Origin of the sequence: Massilia mucilaginosa, assembly GCF_011682145.1 — a bacterium.
Classification (GTDB): Bacteria; Pseudomonadota; Gammaproteobacteria; order Burkholderiales; family Burkholderiaceae_D; genus Telluria_A; species Telluria_A mucilaginosa.
Genome location: NZ_WHJH01000002.1, coordinates 1 through 15,882, shown reverse-complemented (window position 1 = coordinate 15,882; position 15,882 = coordinate 1). Strand labels below are relative to the sequence as shown.

General features: G+C 63.3%; 16 protein-coding genes. 9 read left to right on the top strand and 7 right to left on the bottom strand.

All coding sequences use genetic code 11. From position 1 onward, the window contains the following. Nucleotides 1-753, top strand: coding sequence for a type III pantothenate kinase (locus F2P45_RS02495; RefSeq protein ID WP_166870234.1), 753 nt, complete (start codon nucleotides 1-3; stop codon nucleotides 751-753). Continuing rightward, complete coding sequence (locus tag F2P45_RS02490) at nucleotides 747-1,520, top strand: SPOR domain-containing protein (protein WP_166870232.1); 774 nt, start codon at nucleotides 747-749, stop codon at nucleotides 1,518-1,520. Before F2P45_RS02495 ends, F2P45_RS02490 begins: the two co-directional genes overlap by 7 nt. 131 nt (nucleotides 1,521-1,651) lie before the next feature. Here F2P45_RS02490 and F2P45_RS02485 read toward each other — a convergent pair whose 3' ends face one another. From F2P45_RS02485 to F2P45_RS02460, 6 genes are all read right to left on the bottom strand, one after another. Then, complete coding sequence (locus F2P45_RS02485; RefSeq protein WP_166870230.1) at nucleotides 1,652-2,665, bottom strand: septal ring lytic transglycosylase RlpA family protein; 1,014 nt, start codon at nucleotides 2,663-2,665, stop codon at nucleotides 1,652-1,654. A gap of 13 nt (nucleotides 2,666-2,678) precedes the next feature. Further along, complete coding sequence (gene rodA / locus F2P45_RS02480; RefSeq protein ID WP_166870228.1) at nucleotides 2,679-3,791, bottom strand: rod shape-determining protein RodA; 1,113 nt, start codon at nucleotides 3,789-3,791, stop codon at nucleotides 2,679-2,681. Between the two features lie 2 nt (nucleotides 3,792-3,793). Continuing rightward, a complete protein-coding gene (mrdA, locus tag F2P45_RS02475) occupies nucleotides 3,794-5,776 on the bottom strand; it encodes a penicillin-binding protein 2 (RefSeq protein WP_166870226.1) in 1,983 nt (660 codons plus the stop codon). 15 nt (nucleotides 5,777-5,791) lie between these two features. Then, the gene (gene mreD / locus F2P45_RS02470) at nucleotides 5,792-6,304 is read right to left on the bottom strand and encodes a rod shape-determining protein MreD (protein WP_166870224.1); all 513 of its coding nucleotides are present in this window, start codon (nucleotides 6,302-6,304) and stop codon (nucleotides 5,792-5,794) included. Further along, on the bottom strand, nucleotides 6,301-7,398 hold the full coding sequence (gene mreC, locus F2P45_RS02465) for a rod shape-determining protein MreC (protein WP_166870222.1): 1,098 nt from the start codon (nucleotides 7,396-7,398) through the stop codon (nucleotides 6,301-6,303). Before mreC ends, mreD begins: the two co-directional genes overlap by 4 nt. Before the next feature lie 214 nt (nucleotides 7,399-7,612). Continuing rightward, nucleotides 7,613-8,656, bottom strand: coding sequence for a rod shape-determining protein (locus F2P45_RS02460; RefSeq protein WP_126077727.1), 1,044 nt, complete (start codon nucleotides 8,654-8,656; stop codon nucleotides 7,613-7,615). Between the two features lie 327 nt (nucleotides 8,657-8,983). Here F2P45_RS02460 and gatC point away from each other — a divergent pair, with 327 nt between their 5' ends. From gatC to F2P45_RS02430, 6 genes are all read left to right on the top strand, one after another. After that, a complete protein-coding gene (gene gatC / locus F2P45_RS02455; RefSeq protein WP_166870220.1) occupies nucleotides 8,984-9,286 on the top strand; it encodes an Asp-tRNA(Asn)/Glu-tRNA(Gln) amidotransferase subunit GatC in 303 nt (100 codons plus the stop codon). 66 nt (nucleotides 9,287-9,352) lie between these two features. Continuing rightward, on the top strand, nucleotides 9,353-10,828 hold the full coding sequence (gene gatA, locus F2P45_RS02450) for an Asp-tRNA(Asn)/Glu-tRNA(Gln) amidotransferase subunit GatA (protein ID WP_166870218.1): 1,476 nt from the start codon (nucleotides 9,353-9,355) through the stop codon (nucleotides 10,826-10,828). Nucleotides 10,829-10,885: 57 nt separating this feature from the next. Then, the gene (gene gatB, locus F2P45_RS02445) at nucleotides 10,886-12,346 is read left to right on the top strand and encodes an Asp-tRNA(Asn)/Glu-tRNA(Gln) amidotransferase subunit GatB (protein WP_166870216.1); all 1,461 of its coding nucleotides are present in this window, start codon (nucleotides 10,886-10,888) and stop codon (nucleotides 12,344-12,346) included. Nucleotides 12,347-12,504: 158 nt separating this feature from the next. Continuing rightward, nucleotides 12,505-13,047 carry an endonuclease V gene (locus tag F2P45_RS02440; RefSeq protein WP_166870214.1) on the top strand — a complete coding sequence of 181 codons (543 nt, stop codon included), beginning with the start codon at nucleotides 12,505-12,507 and terminating at the stop codon, nucleotides 13,045-13,047. Between the two features lie 78 nt (nucleotides 13,048-13,125). Next, nucleotides 13,126-13,521, top strand: a complete 396-nt coding sequence (locus F2P45_RS02435) for a hypothetical protein (RefSeq protein WP_166870212.1) — start codon at nucleotides 13,126-13,128, stop codon at nucleotides 13,519-13,521. Next, nucleotides 13,518-13,949, top strand: a complete 432-nt coding sequence (locus F2P45_RS02430; RefSeq protein WP_166870210.1) for a hypothetical protein — start codon at nucleotides 13,518-13,520, stop codon at nucleotides 13,947-13,949. Before F2P45_RS02435 ends, F2P45_RS02430 begins: the two co-directional genes overlap by 4 nt. A gap of 243 nt (nucleotides 13,950-14,192) precedes the next feature. Here the strand turns inward: F2P45_RS02430 and pyrE are convergent, their stop codons facing one another. Then, nucleotides 14,193-14,855, bottom strand: a complete 663-nt coding sequence (gene pyrE / locus F2P45_RS02425; RefSeq protein ID WP_166870208.1) for an orotate phosphoribosyltransferase — start codon at nucleotides 14,853-14,855, stop codon at nucleotides 14,193-14,195. A gap of 67 nt (nucleotides 14,856-14,922) precedes the next feature. On the opposite strand from pyrE, the gene F2P45_RS02420 reads away from it, so the two are divergent. Next, nucleotides 14,923-15,693, top strand: coding sequence for an exodeoxyribonuclease III (locus F2P45_RS02420; RefSeq protein WP_166870206.1), 771 nt, complete (start codon nucleotides 14,923-14,925; stop codon nucleotides 15,691-15,693). The last annotated feature ends 189 nt before the right edge of the window (nucleotides 15,694-15,882 follow it).

Below are 15,882 nucleotides of genomic sequence, written 5' to 3'. Positions count from 1 at the left end.
ATGCTGCTCTTGATCGACGCCGGCAATACGCGCATCAAGTGGGCGCTGGCCGAAGAAGGCGCCGCGCCCGGCACGTGGCTCGCCAGCGGCGCCGTCACTCACGCCGATCTCAATCACCTGCCGGCCGCCTGGCCGCGGCAGGGCATCACGCGCGCGCTGGTGTCGAACGTGGCCGGCAGCAAGCTGCACGACCAGCTGCGGCTGATGATGCCCACCACCGACGTTACCTGGTTTGCCTCGAAGGCGCAGCTGGCCGGCCTGCGCAACGCGTACCGCAATCCGTCCCAGCTCGGGTGCGACCGCTTCGCCGCGGCGCTCGGCGCGCGCGCGCTGGCGCCCGGCCAGGCCGTCATCGTGGCCACCTGCGGCACCGCCACCACCATCGACGCGGTCAGCGCCGACGGCGTGTTCTTGGGTGGGATGATCCTGCCCGGCCTGGGGCTGATGGCCAGCTCGCTGGCGCGCAATACCGCGCAACTGCCCGAGGTGGCGCCCGGCGCCGCGCTGCCGGCCGGCTTTGCCGACAATACCGCCGACGCCATCCTGTCCGGCTGCCTGTCGGCGCAGGCGGGCGCCATCGAACGCGCCTGTGCGCTGCATGGCGCGAGCGCCTGCATCGTCTCGGGCGGCGCGGCGCAGTACATCGCTCCCGTGCTGCGCCTTTCGATCGGCCACCGGATCGTCGATAATATCGTCCTGATCGGCCTTCATTCCACCGTCACGTCTTCGCCATTCCAGGATAGCCCGTGTTGAAATTCATATTTTGGACCCTCCTTGCCATCAACGCCGTGCTGTTCGCGTACGGCCAGGGCATGCTCGGCAATTTCAGGGAGAACGAGCGCGAGCCGGGCCGCATGCGCAACCAGCTCGGCACCGAGAACATCAAGCTGGTCGCCGCCCGCCCCGTCGCGCCGCCGGAACCCGAATCGGCCGCGGACGCCGAACCGGTGGCGCCGCCGCCGACACCCGTGCTGGTGATGGCCAAACCGACAGCGCCTGCGCCAGTGCCGGTCGAGCCGGCAGCGCCCGCGCCCAAGCCGGAACCGAAGCCGGAGCTGATCGCCTGCACCCTGGTCGGCAATTTTTCGCCGCAGGAAGCGCGCCGCTTCGAAGCGATGCTGGCGCCGCTGGCGCTGGGCCAGCGCCAGACGCGCGAGAACGTCGCCGTGCCGGAGGTGACCAGCCATATCGTGTTCATTCCTTCGCCGGGCAGCAAGGAAGCGGCCGACCGCAAGGCGGCCGAGCTGAAGGAATTGGGCATCACCAGTTACTTCATCATCAACGACAACAGCCCGATGAAGTACGCGATTTCACTCGGGGTGTTCAAGTCGGAGACATCGGCCCAGACCTTGCTGGCAACCTTGACCAAGCAGGGCGTGGCCGGCGCCAAGGTGGCCGGACGCACCAGCCAGGCGACCAAAATGGCGTATCGCTTCCGCGCGCTCGAACCGGCCGCCAAGGCCAAGGTCGATGCGGTCGTGGCCAAGTTTCCGGACCACCCGGCGCGCAGCTGTAGATAATTCGCGTACTTGCCCTGATCGGGGTCACGCAGCCAGTTTTTTCCAGCACATTCAACACCGTCATTCCCGGCCTCGGCGGCCCCCTTGGCGGGAATGACGGTTTACGTTGAGCGGAAACGATCGATATATGATCAGCGCTGTACGACGATCGGTTTGAGGCGCAGGGTCGACGGCAACTCGCGCAGCGCCTGCATGGCGTCGTCCCGGCTCGGGAACGGACCGCTGAACAGGCGGTGCAGCGCACCGCCCTGCACCACTTCGACACCGGACAGCGCGCCGCCCGTGGCCGCGATCCGCGCACGCACGTCGGCCGCCTTGTCGGCGCGGCTGAAGGCCCCCAGCTGAAGATAGAATCCACCCTGCTGCGGCGCCGGGGTCTGGGCCACAACTGGCGCGGGCGCGGTCAGGGTCAGCGCGCTGCTTTCGCCAGGCGGCGGCACGTCCACCGCCATCGTGCTCACTTCCCCGTCCGGCTCGGGCGCCAGGCGGCGGATGGTGGCGATGCGCTCCTGCGCGTTGGGCAGCAGCCGCTCCACTTCCACCGTATGGCTGCCCTTGCCGAGCAAGCCAAGCTTGAGTGCAGCCGTGTACGACACGTCGATCACGCGGCTCGAATGAAACGGGCCACGGTCGTTGATGCGCACCACCACCTGCTTGCCGCTATCGAGGCTGGTAATGCGCGCGTACGAGGGAATCGGCAGGGTCGGATGGGCAGCCGTCATCTTGTACATGTCATACAGCTCCCCCGACGAGGTTTTCTGGCCATGGAATTTCTTGCCGTACCAGGTGGCCACGCCGCGCTGGCGGAACGGCTGCTCGTGCAGCATCGGGGTGTAGGTCTTGCCGAACACGACATAGGGCCGGTTGGCGTAGCGCGCCAACGGCTCGGCCTTGACCACGGCGTCGGGCACGTCGAGCAGGTTGGGCGGCGGATTGTCGCCCGGCCCATCGTCCTGGTAGTAGCCGCCGCGCCCGGAACCGGCGCGCGGCAGGGTCGGCAGCTCGCCATGCTTGGCCGGCTTGGCGCCCGGCGACGGGAACGGCAAGATGCGCCGGTGCCCTTCCGAATCGGTGCCGCAGGCGGTGAGAAAGAAGGCCAGTGCGCAGAGCGCAATGGAAGTGGGTAGCGTTTTTGATACCGCCATCGTGGCTCCGTGGTCAGGTTTGCACCAGCTTGCGATGCCGCTGGATACTCATCAGTATACCTGCCCCGAGTCCGAGGGTCACAAAAGCGGTCCCGCCATAGCTCATGAACGGCAGCGGCACGCCCACCACCGGCAGGATGCCGCTGACCATGCCCATGTTCACAAAGGCGTACGTAAAGAAGATCATCGTGATGGCGCCGGCCAGCAAACGCGAAAACAAGGTCGGTGCATTGGCCGCGATCATCAGGCCGCGCCCGATCAGCAGCAGATACAGGAGCAGCAGGCCGAGGAAACCAATCAGCCCGAACTCCTCGGCAAACACCGAAAAGATGAAGTCGGTGGTGCGCTCGGGGATGAATTCGAGGTGCGTCTGGGTGCCCTTCATCCAGCCCTTGCCGCCGACCCCGCCCGAGCCGATCGCGATGGTCGACTGGATGATGTGGAAGCCCTTGCCCAGCGGGTCGGCGTACGGATCGATCAGGGTGATCACCCGTTCGCGCTGGTAGTCGTGCATCAGCGACCAGGCCACCGGCAGGCTGGCGGCGCCGGCCACGAACAGGCCAACGAGCGCCTTCCACGACAGGCCGGCCAGGAAGATCACGTAAAAGCCCGACGCCAGCACCAGCAGCGAGGTGCCCAGGTCGGGCTGCAGCTGGATCAGGCCGACCGGCACGGCCAGCAGCACGGTGGCGATAATGAAGGAGTGCCAGCGCACCAGTCCCGCTTTCTGGTGGAAGTACCAGGCCAGCATCAGCGGCATGGCGATTTTCATGATCTCGGAGGGCTGGATGTCGAAGCCGATGTGCAGCCAGCGGCGCGCGCCCTTCTTGATGATGCCAAACATGAAGACCGCGATCAGCAGGGCCACGCCGACCGTGTAGATCGGCACGGCCAGGCGCATCAAGGTCTGCGGCGGCACCTGGGCCGCCAGCCACATGACCACGAAGGCGATCATCATGTTGCGCAACTGGCCTTCGACGCGGCCGGGGAAGTCGGCCCCGGCCGAGTACATGGTGATCAGGCTGGTGCCGAGCAGCAGGAAGATGATCATCGCCAGCGGCGCGTCGAACACCAGCAGGTAGGGCTTGGCGCGCCGCCACAGCGAGCGCCGTTCGTTGATGCGCATCGTTACTCCTTCGGCGCCGGCGTTTCGGCGCCCGGCTTGTATGGCATGTCGGTGGCGGTATCGGTCTTGAGTTCTTCCAGCGGCAGCAGTTCCACGTCTTCCTTGGGCACCTTGGCGCCGTCCTTGCCGGCCGGGCGCTTGCCCAGCAGGTAGTAGTCGAGCGCCTTGCGCGCGATCGGGGCCGCCACAGCGGCGCCGAAACCGGCGTTTTCGACGATCAGCGCGACCGCGATGCGCGGCTTGTCGGCCGGTGCGAAGGTGATGTACAGCGAATTGTCGCGCAGGCGTTCGTTGACGTTCTTGGCGTTGTACTTTTCGCCGCGGCGCAGGCCCACCGCCTGCGAGGTGCCGGTCTTGCCGGCCGAGACGTAGCCGGCGTTGGCGAACACGGTCTTGCCGGTGCCGCGCTCGGAGACCCCGACCATGGCGCGCTTGATGAAGTCGATGTTCTCCTGGCGCAGCGGGATGCGCGCGCTTTCCTTCGGCACCGTCAGGGTGCGCGCGCGCGTGGTGCTGTCTTCGACGATCTTGACCAGGTGCGGCTTCATCACCACGCCGTTGTTGGCCAGGGTGGCCACCGCGTGCGACAGCTGCAGCATGGTGTAGCTGTTGAAGCCCTGCCCGATGGCGATGTTGACGGTGTCGCCGCCGACCCAGGTCTGCATCGGCTTGTTTTTGGAGAAGCGGTTGCGCTTCCAGTCTTTCGACGGCAGCACCCCGACCTTTTCGTTTTCCAGGTCGATCCCGGTCTTCTGGCCGAAGCCGAACGGTTTCATGAAGTCGTGGATGGCGTCGATGCCAAGGTCGTTGCCGAGCTGGTAGTAGTAGGTATTGCACGAGACGATGATCGAATCGGTCAGGCTGACCATGCCGTGCCCGCCCACCTTGTCGTCCCTCCAGGTGTGTCCGCCCAGGGTAAAGTAACCGGCGTCCGAGATCGTGTGGCCCTGGGTGCGCTTGCCCAGTTCCAGCGCGGCCAGCGCCATGAAGGGCTTGAAGGTCGAACCGGGCGGATAGGTGCCTTGCAGCGGACGGTTCATCAGCGGGCGGTCGAGCGAGGTATTGAGTTCGTTCCAGCTCTGGGAGTCGATGCCGTCGACGAACAGGTTCGGATCGAAGCCGGGGCGCGACACATAGGCCAGGATGTCGCCGGTCTCGGGTTCGATGGCGACCAGCGCGCCGCGGTACTCGCCGAAGGCTTCTTCGATGATCTTTTGCAGTTCGATGTCGATCGACAGGATCAGGTTGCTGCCGGCGGTCGCTTCCGTGCGCGACAGGATGCTGACCGCGCGCCCGCTGGCGGTGCGGATGATCTTCTGGTAGCCGGTGCGCCCGTGCAGCTGCGCTTCGTAGCTCTTTTCCAGGCCTTCCTTGCCGATGTGGTCGGTGCCGTTGTAGTTCGCGCTGTCGGGCCGCTCTTCGAGCTCCTTGGCTTCTTTCTGGTTGATGCGGCCGATGTAGCCGATCACGTGCGAGGCGGTTTCGCCCAGCGGATACTGGCGGAACAGGCGCGCCTGCACCTCGACTCCGGGAAAGCGGAAGCGCTGGGCGGCGAAGCGCGCCACTTCGTCGTCGGTCAGGCGGGTGCGCAGCGGCACGCTCTCGAAGTTCTTCGACTCGGCCAGCAGCGACTTGAAGCGCTTGCGGTCCTTGGGCTCGATCTCGATCAGGGTGGACAGCTCGTCGATCACCGAGTCGAGCGTGTTGCGCAGCTTGGACTGGGTGATTTCGAGCGTGTAGGCCGAATAGTTGCGCGCCAGGACCACGCCCTTGCGGTCGACGATCAGGCCGCGGTTGGGCACGATCGGCACGATGGCGATGCGGTTGTCTTCGGCCAGCGCGGCAAAATCGTCGTGCCTGGCCACCTGCAGCCAGACCAGGCGCGCCACCAGCAGGCCGAAACAGATGAAGACGAGTGCGACGAGCGCCACCACGCGCAGGCGAAACAGGTGGATTTCGCGGTCGTTATTGGTTAATTCAGTCATGACGCAGCCGCACGATCAGATCGGGCGCGTGTGGTCGCGGTCGACGGCGCGCCGCTGGGGCGCCAGCAGCATCCAGGTAATCACGGGCCACAGGGCGATGGCCACCACGCTTTCGATGAAGTACATCCAGCCGGGGAATTTGCCCGACACGATCACGCGCACCACCACCTGGATCGCCTGGGTGGCCAGCAGCAGCGGAAACACGTGCAGCGCCTGGGTCAGCACCGGGAACCACAGCACGCGCCGGTGGATCATGATGGCGAGGTAGGACAGCAAGGTGTAGGCCAGCGCGTTTTCGCCGAGCAGGGTCGCCTCGTGCACGTCCATCAGCAGGCCCATGAAAAACGCCACGCCGATGCCGACCTTGCGCGGCTGGTGGATGCCCCAGAAGACCAGCACCAGCGCCACGAAGTCGGGTGCGCCCATCCAGTGCCCCCAGGGCAGCAGGTTGAGCATGAAGGCGCAGGTCAGGCTGAACGTAATGAACAGCGGGCTGACGGGCAGCAGGATGTAATGCGGGCGATTCATCGGTTCGTATCCTTGGGTGCGGGCGCGGGTGCCGCGGGTGCTGCCGGCGGCGGCGCAGTGGCCGGCACCGGCGCGCGCGCCGGCGCGGCCGCCGTCTTGCCGGCGGGGGCCGGCGGCGCAGCCGTTTTCGGCGCGGCGGCGGTGGCGGTGGCGGCGGGGACGGCGCTGGCAATCGGCACGGCGCCCTCTTTGATCGGCGCCATCTTTTGCAGGTGTTTCCTGGCCGGGACGGGCGGCTCTTCGGCCGGGCGCTGCGGCACTTCCGGCAGCGTCGTCAGGATCAGCAGGTGGCGGTTGCGGTCGATGCCGGCCAGCGGCTGGCACACCACGCCGCCAAAGGCGCCGGCGCCGCTGTTTTCGACCTTGCTGACCTTGGCCACGGCCAGGCCGGCCGGGTACACGCCGTCCAGGCCCGAGGTGATCAGCACGTCGCCGACCTGGATGTCGGCGTTGGGCGCGACGAAGCGCAGGTCGAGCGTGCCGGACTGGCCGCGTCCGTAAGCCACGCTGCGCAGGCCGTTGCGCAGCACCTGCACCGGAATGGCCTGTTCGCGGTCGGTCAGCAAGGTCACTTCGGAGGTGAAGGGGAACACGCGCGTGATCTGGCCGACCACGCCGGCGTTATCGATCACCGGCTGCCCGAGCGCGGCGCCGTGCTGGCTGCCACGGTCGAGCACGACCTTGCGCGAGGAGCTGTCGCGCGCGTCGTACAGGATTTCGCCGAGCATGGTCTTGACCGGCACATGCTCGCGCGCGCCCATGAGTTTGCGCAGTTGCGCGTTTTCGGCGCTCTGAAGCTGGGCTTGCTGGAGTTTTTCGGCGACCGCGACCTGTTCGATCTTGAGGTCGCGCACTTCCTGCTTGAGCGAGGAAACGGAAGAGAAATAGCCACCCATGCTGGCCAGCGCGTCGCGCGGCATCAGGGCTGCCATCTGCAGGGGGTACAACACGGTGCCGGCCACCTGGCGCACCGAGGACAACATCTGGACGCGGGCATCGATCATCAGCAAGGCGATCGAAATAAACGCGAAAACCGTCACCTTGACCCGGGCTGGGGCGCCTTGCTTGAAGAGTGGCGGAGGACTGTATTCCATGAAATCCAATAAGCGGAACGAAAGCTGGGCGCGGCAACATCCGGGTGATGCGGCACCAGGGTCAGACCTCCGGCTTGCATGCATTGTTCAACTGGGTCTGTCCCTGGTATCCCAACGCATTGCAAGCCGAAGATCTGAACGGTACGCCGGCCACGCCGGCAGTGCAAGCCGACACAACGCCGCGCGCGCGGAGCGCAGCGCGGCCTGCTCGCTTTTACTCGTACGAGAAGATCGAGCCCAACTTGTCCATCCGCTCAAGCGCCATGCCGGAGCCGCGCACCACGCAGGTGAGCGGGTCTTCGGCCACCAGCACCGGCAGGCCGGTTTCTTCCATCAGCAGGCGATCGAGGTCGCGCAGCAGCGCGCCGCCGCCGGTAAGCATCATGCCTTTTTCGGCGATGTCGGCACCGAGTTCCGGCGGGGTCTGTTCGAGCGCGTTCTTGACGGCCGAGACGATGTTATTGAGCGGGTCCGTCAGCGCTTCGAGGATCTCGTTCGACGAAATGGTAAACGAGCGCGGGATGCCTTCGGACAGATTGCGGCCCTTGACTTCCATTTCCTTCACTTCCGAACCGGGGAAGGCCGAACCGATGGCCTTCTTGATCGCTTCGGCGGTCTGTTCGCCGATCAGCATGCCGTAGTTGCGGCGGATGTAGTTGACGATGGCTTCGTCGAACTTGTCGCCGCCGACCCTGACCGACCCCTTGTAGACCATGCCGCCGAGCGAGATGATGCCCACTTCGGTGGTGCCGCCGCCGATGTCGACCACCATCGAACCGGTCGCTTCGGAGACCGGCAGGCCGGCGCCGATGGCCGCTGCCATCGGTTCTTCGATCAGGTAGACTTGGGAAGCGCCGGCGCCGAGCGCCGATTCGCGGATCGCGCGGCGCTCGACCTGGGTCGAACCGCAGGGAACGCAGATGATGATGCGGGGGGAAGGACGGAATACCTTGGAGTCGTGCACCATGCGGATGAACTGCTTGAGCATCTGTTCGGTGACGGTGAAGTCGGCGATCACGCCGTCTTTCATCGGGCGGATCGCCTCGATATTGCCCGGCACTTTGCCGAGCATTTGTTTTGCCTGCTTGCCGACTGCCTGGATCGTCTTTTTGCCGTTCGGGCCGCCTTCCTGGCGGATCGCAACGACGGAGGGTTCGTCCAGAACGATGCCTTGTCCACGTACATAAATCAGGGTGTTCGCCGTACCGAGGTCAATGGCCAGATCGCTGGAAAAGTAGCTGCGTAAAAAACCAAACATGAGTGTCCTGATGCGCAACGGGCTGCGCGTAAGCATTAAAATGAGTAGAGAAACGCTACGAAATAGTCAGCCGCCGCGCGCTGTGTTCCCGCACCGGCACGGCTGTTTGCATGCTGCGGCCACTCCTATTCAGCGCCGACAACGCATTAGCCCGCCATTCTACCTTATAATTTGCGCGTTAATCGCTGAAAAACCGGTGTTTTGCGCGCCTATTCCCCCTGTGAGATCAGGGCCTTTAGGAAGCTTTTATCGGCTTTAGCGCTCTGTTATCGAAACTTCACTATTCGTCCACACCCTTTTGAACGCGGCCCGCGCCGCGCAAATTCCATGTCCCTGACACTTTCAGAAGTAGAACGTATCGCCAAACTGGCCCAGCTCGAGATGGATGCCGCCCACGCCGAGATTGCCCTGGTGGAATTGAACGGCATTTTCGCCCTGGCCGAGCAGATGAAGGACGTCGACACGCGCGGCGTGGAGCCGCTCTCGCACCCGCTCGCCGCCATCCTGGGCAAGCTGCCGCTGCGCCTGCGCGACGACGTCGTCACCGAGGAAAACGCGCGCGACGCCTATCAAGCGCCGGCGCCGAAGACCCAGGACGGGCTGTACCTGGTGCCGAAAGTGATCGAATAAGGTCGCCCTGCCCTTTTTACGCGCCCAATCGGGCAACCGAGCAATTACGTCAGCCGAGCATCCGCCATGCATACAAAAACCATTCAACAGCTGTCCGCGCTCCTGCACGCGAAGCAGATCTCAGCCCTTGAGCTGACCACCCACTTCCTGCAACGCGCCAAAGCGAGCGAGCTGAACGCCTTCCTGCAGGTCGACGAAGCCTTGTCGCTCGAACAAGCCGAAGCCGCCGATCTGCGGCTCGCCTCCGGCAATGCCGGCCCGCTGACCGGCATTCCGATCGCGCACAAGGATATTTTTGTCACCAAGGGCTGGCGTTCGACCGCCGGCTCGAAGATGCTCTCCAATTATGTCAGCCCGTTCGACGCCACCGTGGTCGACAAATTCAACCATGCCGGCATGGTCACCCTGGGCAAACTCAATTGCGACGAATTCGCGATGGGTTCGTCGAATGAAAACTCGGCCTTCGGCGCCGTGAAGAATCCGTGGGATACGCTGGCGGTGCCGGGCGGCTCCTCGGGCGGCTCGGCCGCGGCGATTGCCGCGCGCCTGGCGCCGGCCGCCACCGCCACCGATACCGGCGGCTCGATCCGCCAGCCGGCCGCGTTTTGCGGCGTGACCGGCATCAAGCCGACCTACGGCCGCGTCTCGCGCTTCGGCATGATCGCGTTCGCCTCCTCGCTCGACCAGGGTGGCCCGATCGCCCAAACGGCCGAAGACTGCGCGATGCTGCTCAATGAAATGGTCGGTTTTGACGCGCGCGACGCCACCAGCCTGACGGCCGAACAGGGCAATGTGCGCGAAGACTTCACGCGCGACCTGAACGCGCCGCTCACCGGCTTGCGCATCGGCTTGCCAAAAGAATACTTCGGCGAAGGCCTGGCGTCCGACGTGGAACAGGCCGTGCGCGCCGCGCTCGACGAGTTTGTGAAACTGGGCGCGACCCTGGTTGACATTTCGCTGCCGAAGACGTCGCTGTCGATCCCTGTTTACTACATCATCGCCCCGGCCGAAGCGTCGTCCAACCTGTCGCGCTTCGACGGCGTGCGCTACGGCCACCGCGCCAGCGAGTACAAGGACCTGGAAGACATGTACCGCAAGTCGCGTGCCGAAGGCTTCGGCCCGGAAGTGCAGCGCCGCATCCTGGTCGGCACGTATGTTTTGTGCCACGGCTATTACGACGCCTACTACCTGCAGGCCCAGAAGATCCGGCGCCTGATCGCGGACGACTTCCAGGCCGCGCTGGGCAATACCTGCGACGTGATCATGGGGCCGGTCGCGCCGAGCGTCGCCTGGGACCTGGGCGACAAGGCCAACGACCCGGTGGCCAACTACCTGGCCGACATCTTTACCCTGTCGACCAGCCTGGCCGGTTTGCCGGGGATGTCGGTGCCGTGCGGCTTCGGCCAGGGCGAGAAGAACAGCAAGCGCCCGGTGGGCCTGCAAATCATCGGCAATTACTTTGCCGAAGCCAAGCTGCTCAATATTGCCCACCAGTACCAACTGGCGACCGACTGGCACACCCGCGCGCCGGCCGGCATCTGATTTTCGCCGGGTGCGCACAAGGTGCGCACCGGCAACCTGACAAGAAAAGAGAACACTATGCAATGGGAAGTCGTCATCGGTCTTGAGAACCACGTGCAGCTCACGACCAACTCCAAGATTTTCAGCGGCAGTGCGATTCAATTCGGCGCCGAGCCGAACACCCAGGCCAGCCCGGTCGACCTGGCGCTGCCGGGCGTGCTGCCGGTAATGAACCGCGGCGCGGTCGAACGCGCGATCCGCTTCGGCCTGGCGGTGGACGCCAAAGTCGCGCATGAATCGGTGTTTGCGCGCAAGAACTACTTTTACCCGGACTTGCCGAAAGGTTACCAGATCAGCCAGTTCGCCGATCCGGTCGTCATCGGCGGCAAGATCACCTTCGGCTTCGAAAAAGATGGCCAGTTCCAGACCAAGACCGTCAACCTGACGCGCGCCCACCTGGAAGAAGACGCCGGCAAGTCGCTGCACGAAGACTATGCCGGCATGACCGGCATCGACCTCAACCGCGCCGGCACGCCGCTGCTGGAAATCGTGTCGGAGCCGGAAATGCGCAGCGCGGCCGAAGCGGTGGCGTACGCCAAGGCGCTGCACACCCTGGTCGTGTGGCTGGGCGTATGCGACGGCAATATGCAGGAAGGCTCGTTCCGCTGCGACGTCAACGTCTCGGTGCGTCCGGCTGGCACGACGGAACTGGGCACGCGCTGCGAGATCAAGAACCTGAACTCCTTCCGTTTCATGGAAGAAGCGATTGCCTATGAAGTGCGGCGCCAGATCGGCGAGATCGAAGAAGGCCGCCCGGTGCAGCAAGCCACGCGCCTGTGGGATCCGGACAAGAAAGAAACGCGCCTGATGCGCCTGAAGGAAGACGCCCAGGATTACCGCTACTTCCCCGATCCGGACTTGCCGCCGCTGCTCATTTCCGACGAGTGGATCGCACGCGTCAAGGCCGACATGCCGGAACTGCCGGCCGCCATGCGCGCCCGCTTTGCCAGCGACTACGGCCTGCCGGAATACGACAGCCTGTTCCTGACCTCGTCGAAAGCGATGGCCTCGTACTTCGAAGCCGTGGTTGCCAAAACCGGCAAAGAGCAAGCCAAGACCGTGGCCAACTGGCTGATGGGCGACGTGGCCTCGACCCTGAACCGCGAAAACGTCGACATCGCCGATTCGCCGGTGGAAGCGTCGCAACTGGCCGTGATGATCAAGCGCATCGCCGACGGCACGATTTCCAACAAGTCCGCCAAGGAAGTGTTCGCGGGCATGTGGGACGCCAGATCGACCGATGAAAACATCGCCGACGTGGTCATCAAGGAAAAAGACCTGGTGACCATGTCCGACAGCGGCGCGCTGGAAAAGATCGTCGACGACGTGCTGGCAGCCAATGCCAAATCGGTCGAGCAATACCGCGCCGGCAAGGAAGCGGCCATCAACGCGCTGATCGGCCAGGCCATGAAGGCGTCCAAAGGCAAGGCCAACCCGGCCGAACTGACCGAGATGCTCAAGAAGAAACTGGCAGCGTAAGCGCCATGGCGCCATCTCCGCCAGTGCGCGGGGATGGCGTTGTTCCCATCGGGCAGCGCCTTGCCCGCATTCCCCTTCCCCGGCCATGACCATCGATTCGTCCATCGAACGCATCCGCGCCAGGCGCCAGGCGCACGACAATCCGGGATGACAGACAGATGATTCTTGCCGTGGATGTGCAATATGACCAGGACTGCGGCTATGCCGCCGGTCTGCTGTTCGCGCGCTGGGATGACGTAACGCCAGTGGCGGCGTTCAGCAAGAAGCAGCCCGGCGTCGGCGAGTACGTTCCGGGGGAATTCTACAAGCGCGAGCTGCCATGCATTCTCGCCCTGCTCGATGAGCTAGAGCAGCTTCCCGAGACCATCGTCATCGACGGCTTCGTGTTTCTCGACGGGCATTCCCACGCGGGACTGGGCAAGCATCTGTACGACGCGCTGGACGGCAAGGCCAAGGTCATCGGCGTGGCGAAAACCTCGTATGCCGGCATCGGCGACGACTACAAACTGCTGCGGGGCGACAGCATCAAGGCGCTGTTCATCACCTGCATCGGGCTGGAGCTGGCAGAGGCCAGGGAACATATCGCCGCCATGCACGGGCCGCACCGCATGCCGGTGTTGCTGAAAACGGTCGACCGCCTCTGCCGCGAGCAGGCACTGGCGGGCGCGGCCGGCGTTGCGCAGGATTTACCGCAGAGCTGAACGCGATTGAGGGCGCGCAAACAAGCGTTCGTTTTTCACAGTCAGACTGGGTGATCGCTATTCTGACGACCACCCATCATGCTTACCATCGCCGACCTTGAAGATCTCGCCCGCACGCGTCTGCACGAGGCCACCGCCCTCTTTATCGCACGACAATTCGACGGATCATCGTACCTCAGCGGCTACGCTGTCGAACTGATACTAAAAGCGAGGATTTGCGTGCACCTGGATTGGATGGGATATCCCGACACGCGCAAAGAATTCGAAAAATATACATCACTTCGCACTCATCACCTTGAAACACTGCTCGACTTGACCGGCCTTCAAAGAAAAGTCCGAACTAAATATGATCAATACTGGTCCAACATTTCCGAGTGGTCGGCGGAGGATCGCTATCGCCCATCAGGTTTCGTCAGTGAAGAGATAGCGCGCGCACGGGTAGCCTCCGCATCGTTTCTTGTGAGGAATTTATGAGCGAAAAATTGGATTGCTTACTGAACAAACTGGCCATCATCGAACGCGAGGTATCTGCGAAAAAAGGCGAGCTGACTTTTTGGGGGCTGCTGAAACGATGGTCACCAAGCGAATCCTGGAATCTGATCGTCTCGTCGACCTGGTCCGATGGAGATGGACATCCGAACGCAATCGCGTACATCGTCGACAAATACTACGCTGTCTGTGACGACTCCGAACGCGTCTTGATCGCCAGAGTAGTCATTATCGACACTGATGACGAGAACCTGGAAGATCTTCTGGATGCGTACGAGATCGAGCACGGCTTGTGGCAAGTGAAAAGAGGCTGGTATTTCGATCAGGAATTCGAACGGGGCTACATTTTCACCTGCAAGTCGCGCAACACAGCCGCAGCACCAACATCGCAGGCGCAATCGAATTCATCGTAAACCATCTCTACAAAACCTTTCCCATGGCCGAACGCAAGATCATGCGTATCGCAACGGTCGCACCCGATAATCCGGATCTGCTCGACCTCCTCGATCAATACGACGCCGACCATGAAGTCAAGAGAATGCGTCGAGGTACCGTTTTCAGCACAACATCGACCAGGGCTACCTGTTCACGGCACGCCGGCAGCAAACCGAGCCGGGCTGAAACACTGCCCGGCTTCCACGCATGGCAACCGGGTCTTACACCCCGTAGCGCGTCCGATACGCCGACACCGCATCCTTGTATTGCGCCATCTCCGGATCGGCCCCGGCGGCATTGAGGTAGGTGAACAAATCCTCCAGGTTGCCGATCGACACCACCGGAATATTGAACTCCTGGCTGACCTGCTGCACCGCCGAACTCGGCGACAATGCGCCATCCGCGCCCGAGCGCTCCATGCGGTCGAGCGCGATCAGCACGGCGCACGGCTCGGCGCCGGCGGCGCGGATCATGTCGACCGATTCGCGTACCGAGGTGCCCGCCGAAATCACGTCGTCGATAATGACGACCTTGCCCGCCAGTTTCGCACCGACAATGGTGCCGCCTTCGCCGTGATCCTTGGCTTCCTTGCGGTTATAGGCGAACGAGGTGTTGTGCCCCTTGCCCGCCAGCGCCACCGCCGTGGCCGACGCCAGGGTGATGCCCTTGTAGGCCGGGCCGAACAGCATGTCGAATTCGATTCCCGAGTCGATCAGGGTCTGGGCGTAGAACTGGGCCAGCTGGGCCAGGGTGGCGCCGTCATGGAACAGGCCGGCATTGAAGAAATACGGCGACTGGCGGCCCGCCTTGGTGGTGAACTCGCCGAAGCGCAACACGCCCGCCGACACCGAAAACGCGATAAACTGTTGGCGCAAATTATTCACGACGACCTCATTTGTTCATATAGAAAAGTGGCGCTATTTTACGCCACCCTCCTCACCCCCTGGAACCATGCCAAAAATTATTTCCGCGAACCTGAACGGGATCCGCTCCGCCCACAAGAAGGGCTTTTTCAACTGGATGGCGAACCAGACCGCCGATTTCGTCTGCGTCCAGGAGCTCAAGGCGCAGTTGCCCGACATGACAGAGGAATTCCTGACGCCGGGCGGCTATCACGGTCATTTTCATTACGCAGAGAAAAAGGGCTACTCGGGCACCGGCATCTACAGCAAGGTCGCACCAGACACCGTGCGGATCGGTTTCGGCAGCCCCGAATTCGATGCCGAAGGCCGCTACGTGCGCGCCGATTTCGGCAACCTGACCATCATTTCGGTCTACTGCCCGTCCGGCTCTTCTTCGCCGGAACGCCAGGAAGCCAAGTTCCGCTTCATGGAACTGTTCCTGCCGCACCTGCTCGAATTGCGCGCCGAAGGCCGCGAAGTGGTCATCTGCGGCGACTGGAATATCGCCCACCACGAGATCGACCTGAAAAACTTTAAGGGCAACAAGAAGAATTCGGGCTTCCTGCCGGAAGAGCGCGCCTGGCTGAGCAAGATTTTCGATGAAGTCGGCTTCGTGGACGTGCATCGCGGCATCGACAAGCGTCCCGAGCAATACACCTGGTGGAGCAACCGCGGCCAGGCGTACGCGAAGAACGTGGGCTGGCGTATCGATTATCACGTGGCAACGCCCGGCATCGCGGCGCAGGCCAAGGAAGTGTTCATCTACAAGGATGAGCGCTTTTCCGACCACGCACCGCTGATCATCGATTACCGCCTCTAGCCTGAATTTTGCATAAAAAAGGGCAAGAATGCCGTAAGTGATTGATAAAATGTGAGTTATCTAGAAACACAGCTATCAACAAAAACGCCACCTTGCCCGACATGAATTCTACCTCAGAGCAGCTCCGTTTTGCATCCATTCCCGCTCACAGTGTTCGAGCCGATTTTGCCGGTGGCGGTTTGTCGTCTG

Bases quoted from the DNA above. Each gene is read 5' to 3' on its own strand.
- F2P45_RS02495 (WP_166870234.1), top strand. From the start codon at position 1: ATGCTGCTCTTGATCGACGCCGGCAATACGCGCATCAAGTGGGCGCTG.
- F2P45_RS02485 (WP_166870230.1), bottom strand. From the start codon at position 2,665: ATGGCGGTATCAAAAACGCTACCCACTTCCATTGCGCTCTGCGCACTG.
- rodA (WP_166870228.1), bottom strand. From the start codon at position 3,791: ATGCGCATCAACGAACGGCGCTCGCTGTGGCGGCGCGCCAAGCCCTAC.
- mrdA (WP_166870226.1), bottom strand. From the start codon at position 5,776: ATGACTGAATTAACCAATAACGACCGCGAAATCCACCTGTTTCGCCTG.
- mreD (WP_166870224.1), bottom strand. From the start codon at position 6,304: ATGAATCGCCCGCATTACATCCTGCTGCCCGTCAGCCCGCTGTTCATT.
- mreC (WP_166870222.1), bottom strand. From the start codon at position 7,398: ATGGAATACAGTCCTCCGCCACTCTTCAAGCAAGGCGCCCCAGCCCGG.
- F2P45_RS02460 (WP_126077727.1), bottom strand. From the start codon at position 8,656: ATGTTTGGTTTTTTACGCAGCTACTTTTCCAGCGATCTGGCCATTGAC.
- gatC (WP_166870220.1), top strand. From the start codon at position 8,984: ATGTCCCTGACACTTTCAGAAGTAGAACGTATCGCCAAACTGGCCCAG.
- gatA (WP_166870218.1), top strand. From the start codon at position 9,353: ATGCATACAAAAACCATTCAACAGCTGTCCGCGCTCCTGCACGCGAAG.
- gatB (WP_166870216.1), top strand. From the start codon at position 10,886: ATGCAATGGGAAGTCGTCATCGGTCTTGAGAACCACGTGCAGCTCACG.
- F2P45_RS02440 (WP_166870214.1), top strand. From the start codon at position 12,505: ATGATTCTTGCCGTGGATGTGCAATATGACCAGGACTGCGGCTATGCC.
- F2P45_RS02435 (WP_166870212.1), top strand. From the start codon at position 13,126: ATGCTTACCATCGCCGACCTTGAAGATCTCGCCCGCACGCGTCTGCAC.
- F2P45_RS02430 (WP_166870210.1), top strand. From the start codon at position 13,518: ATGAGCGAAAAATTGGATTGCTTACTGAACAAACTGGCCATCATCGAA.
- F2P45_RS02420 (WP_166870206.1), top strand. From the start codon at position 14,923: ATGCCAAAAATTATTTCCGCGAACCTGAACGGGATCCGCTCCGCCCAC.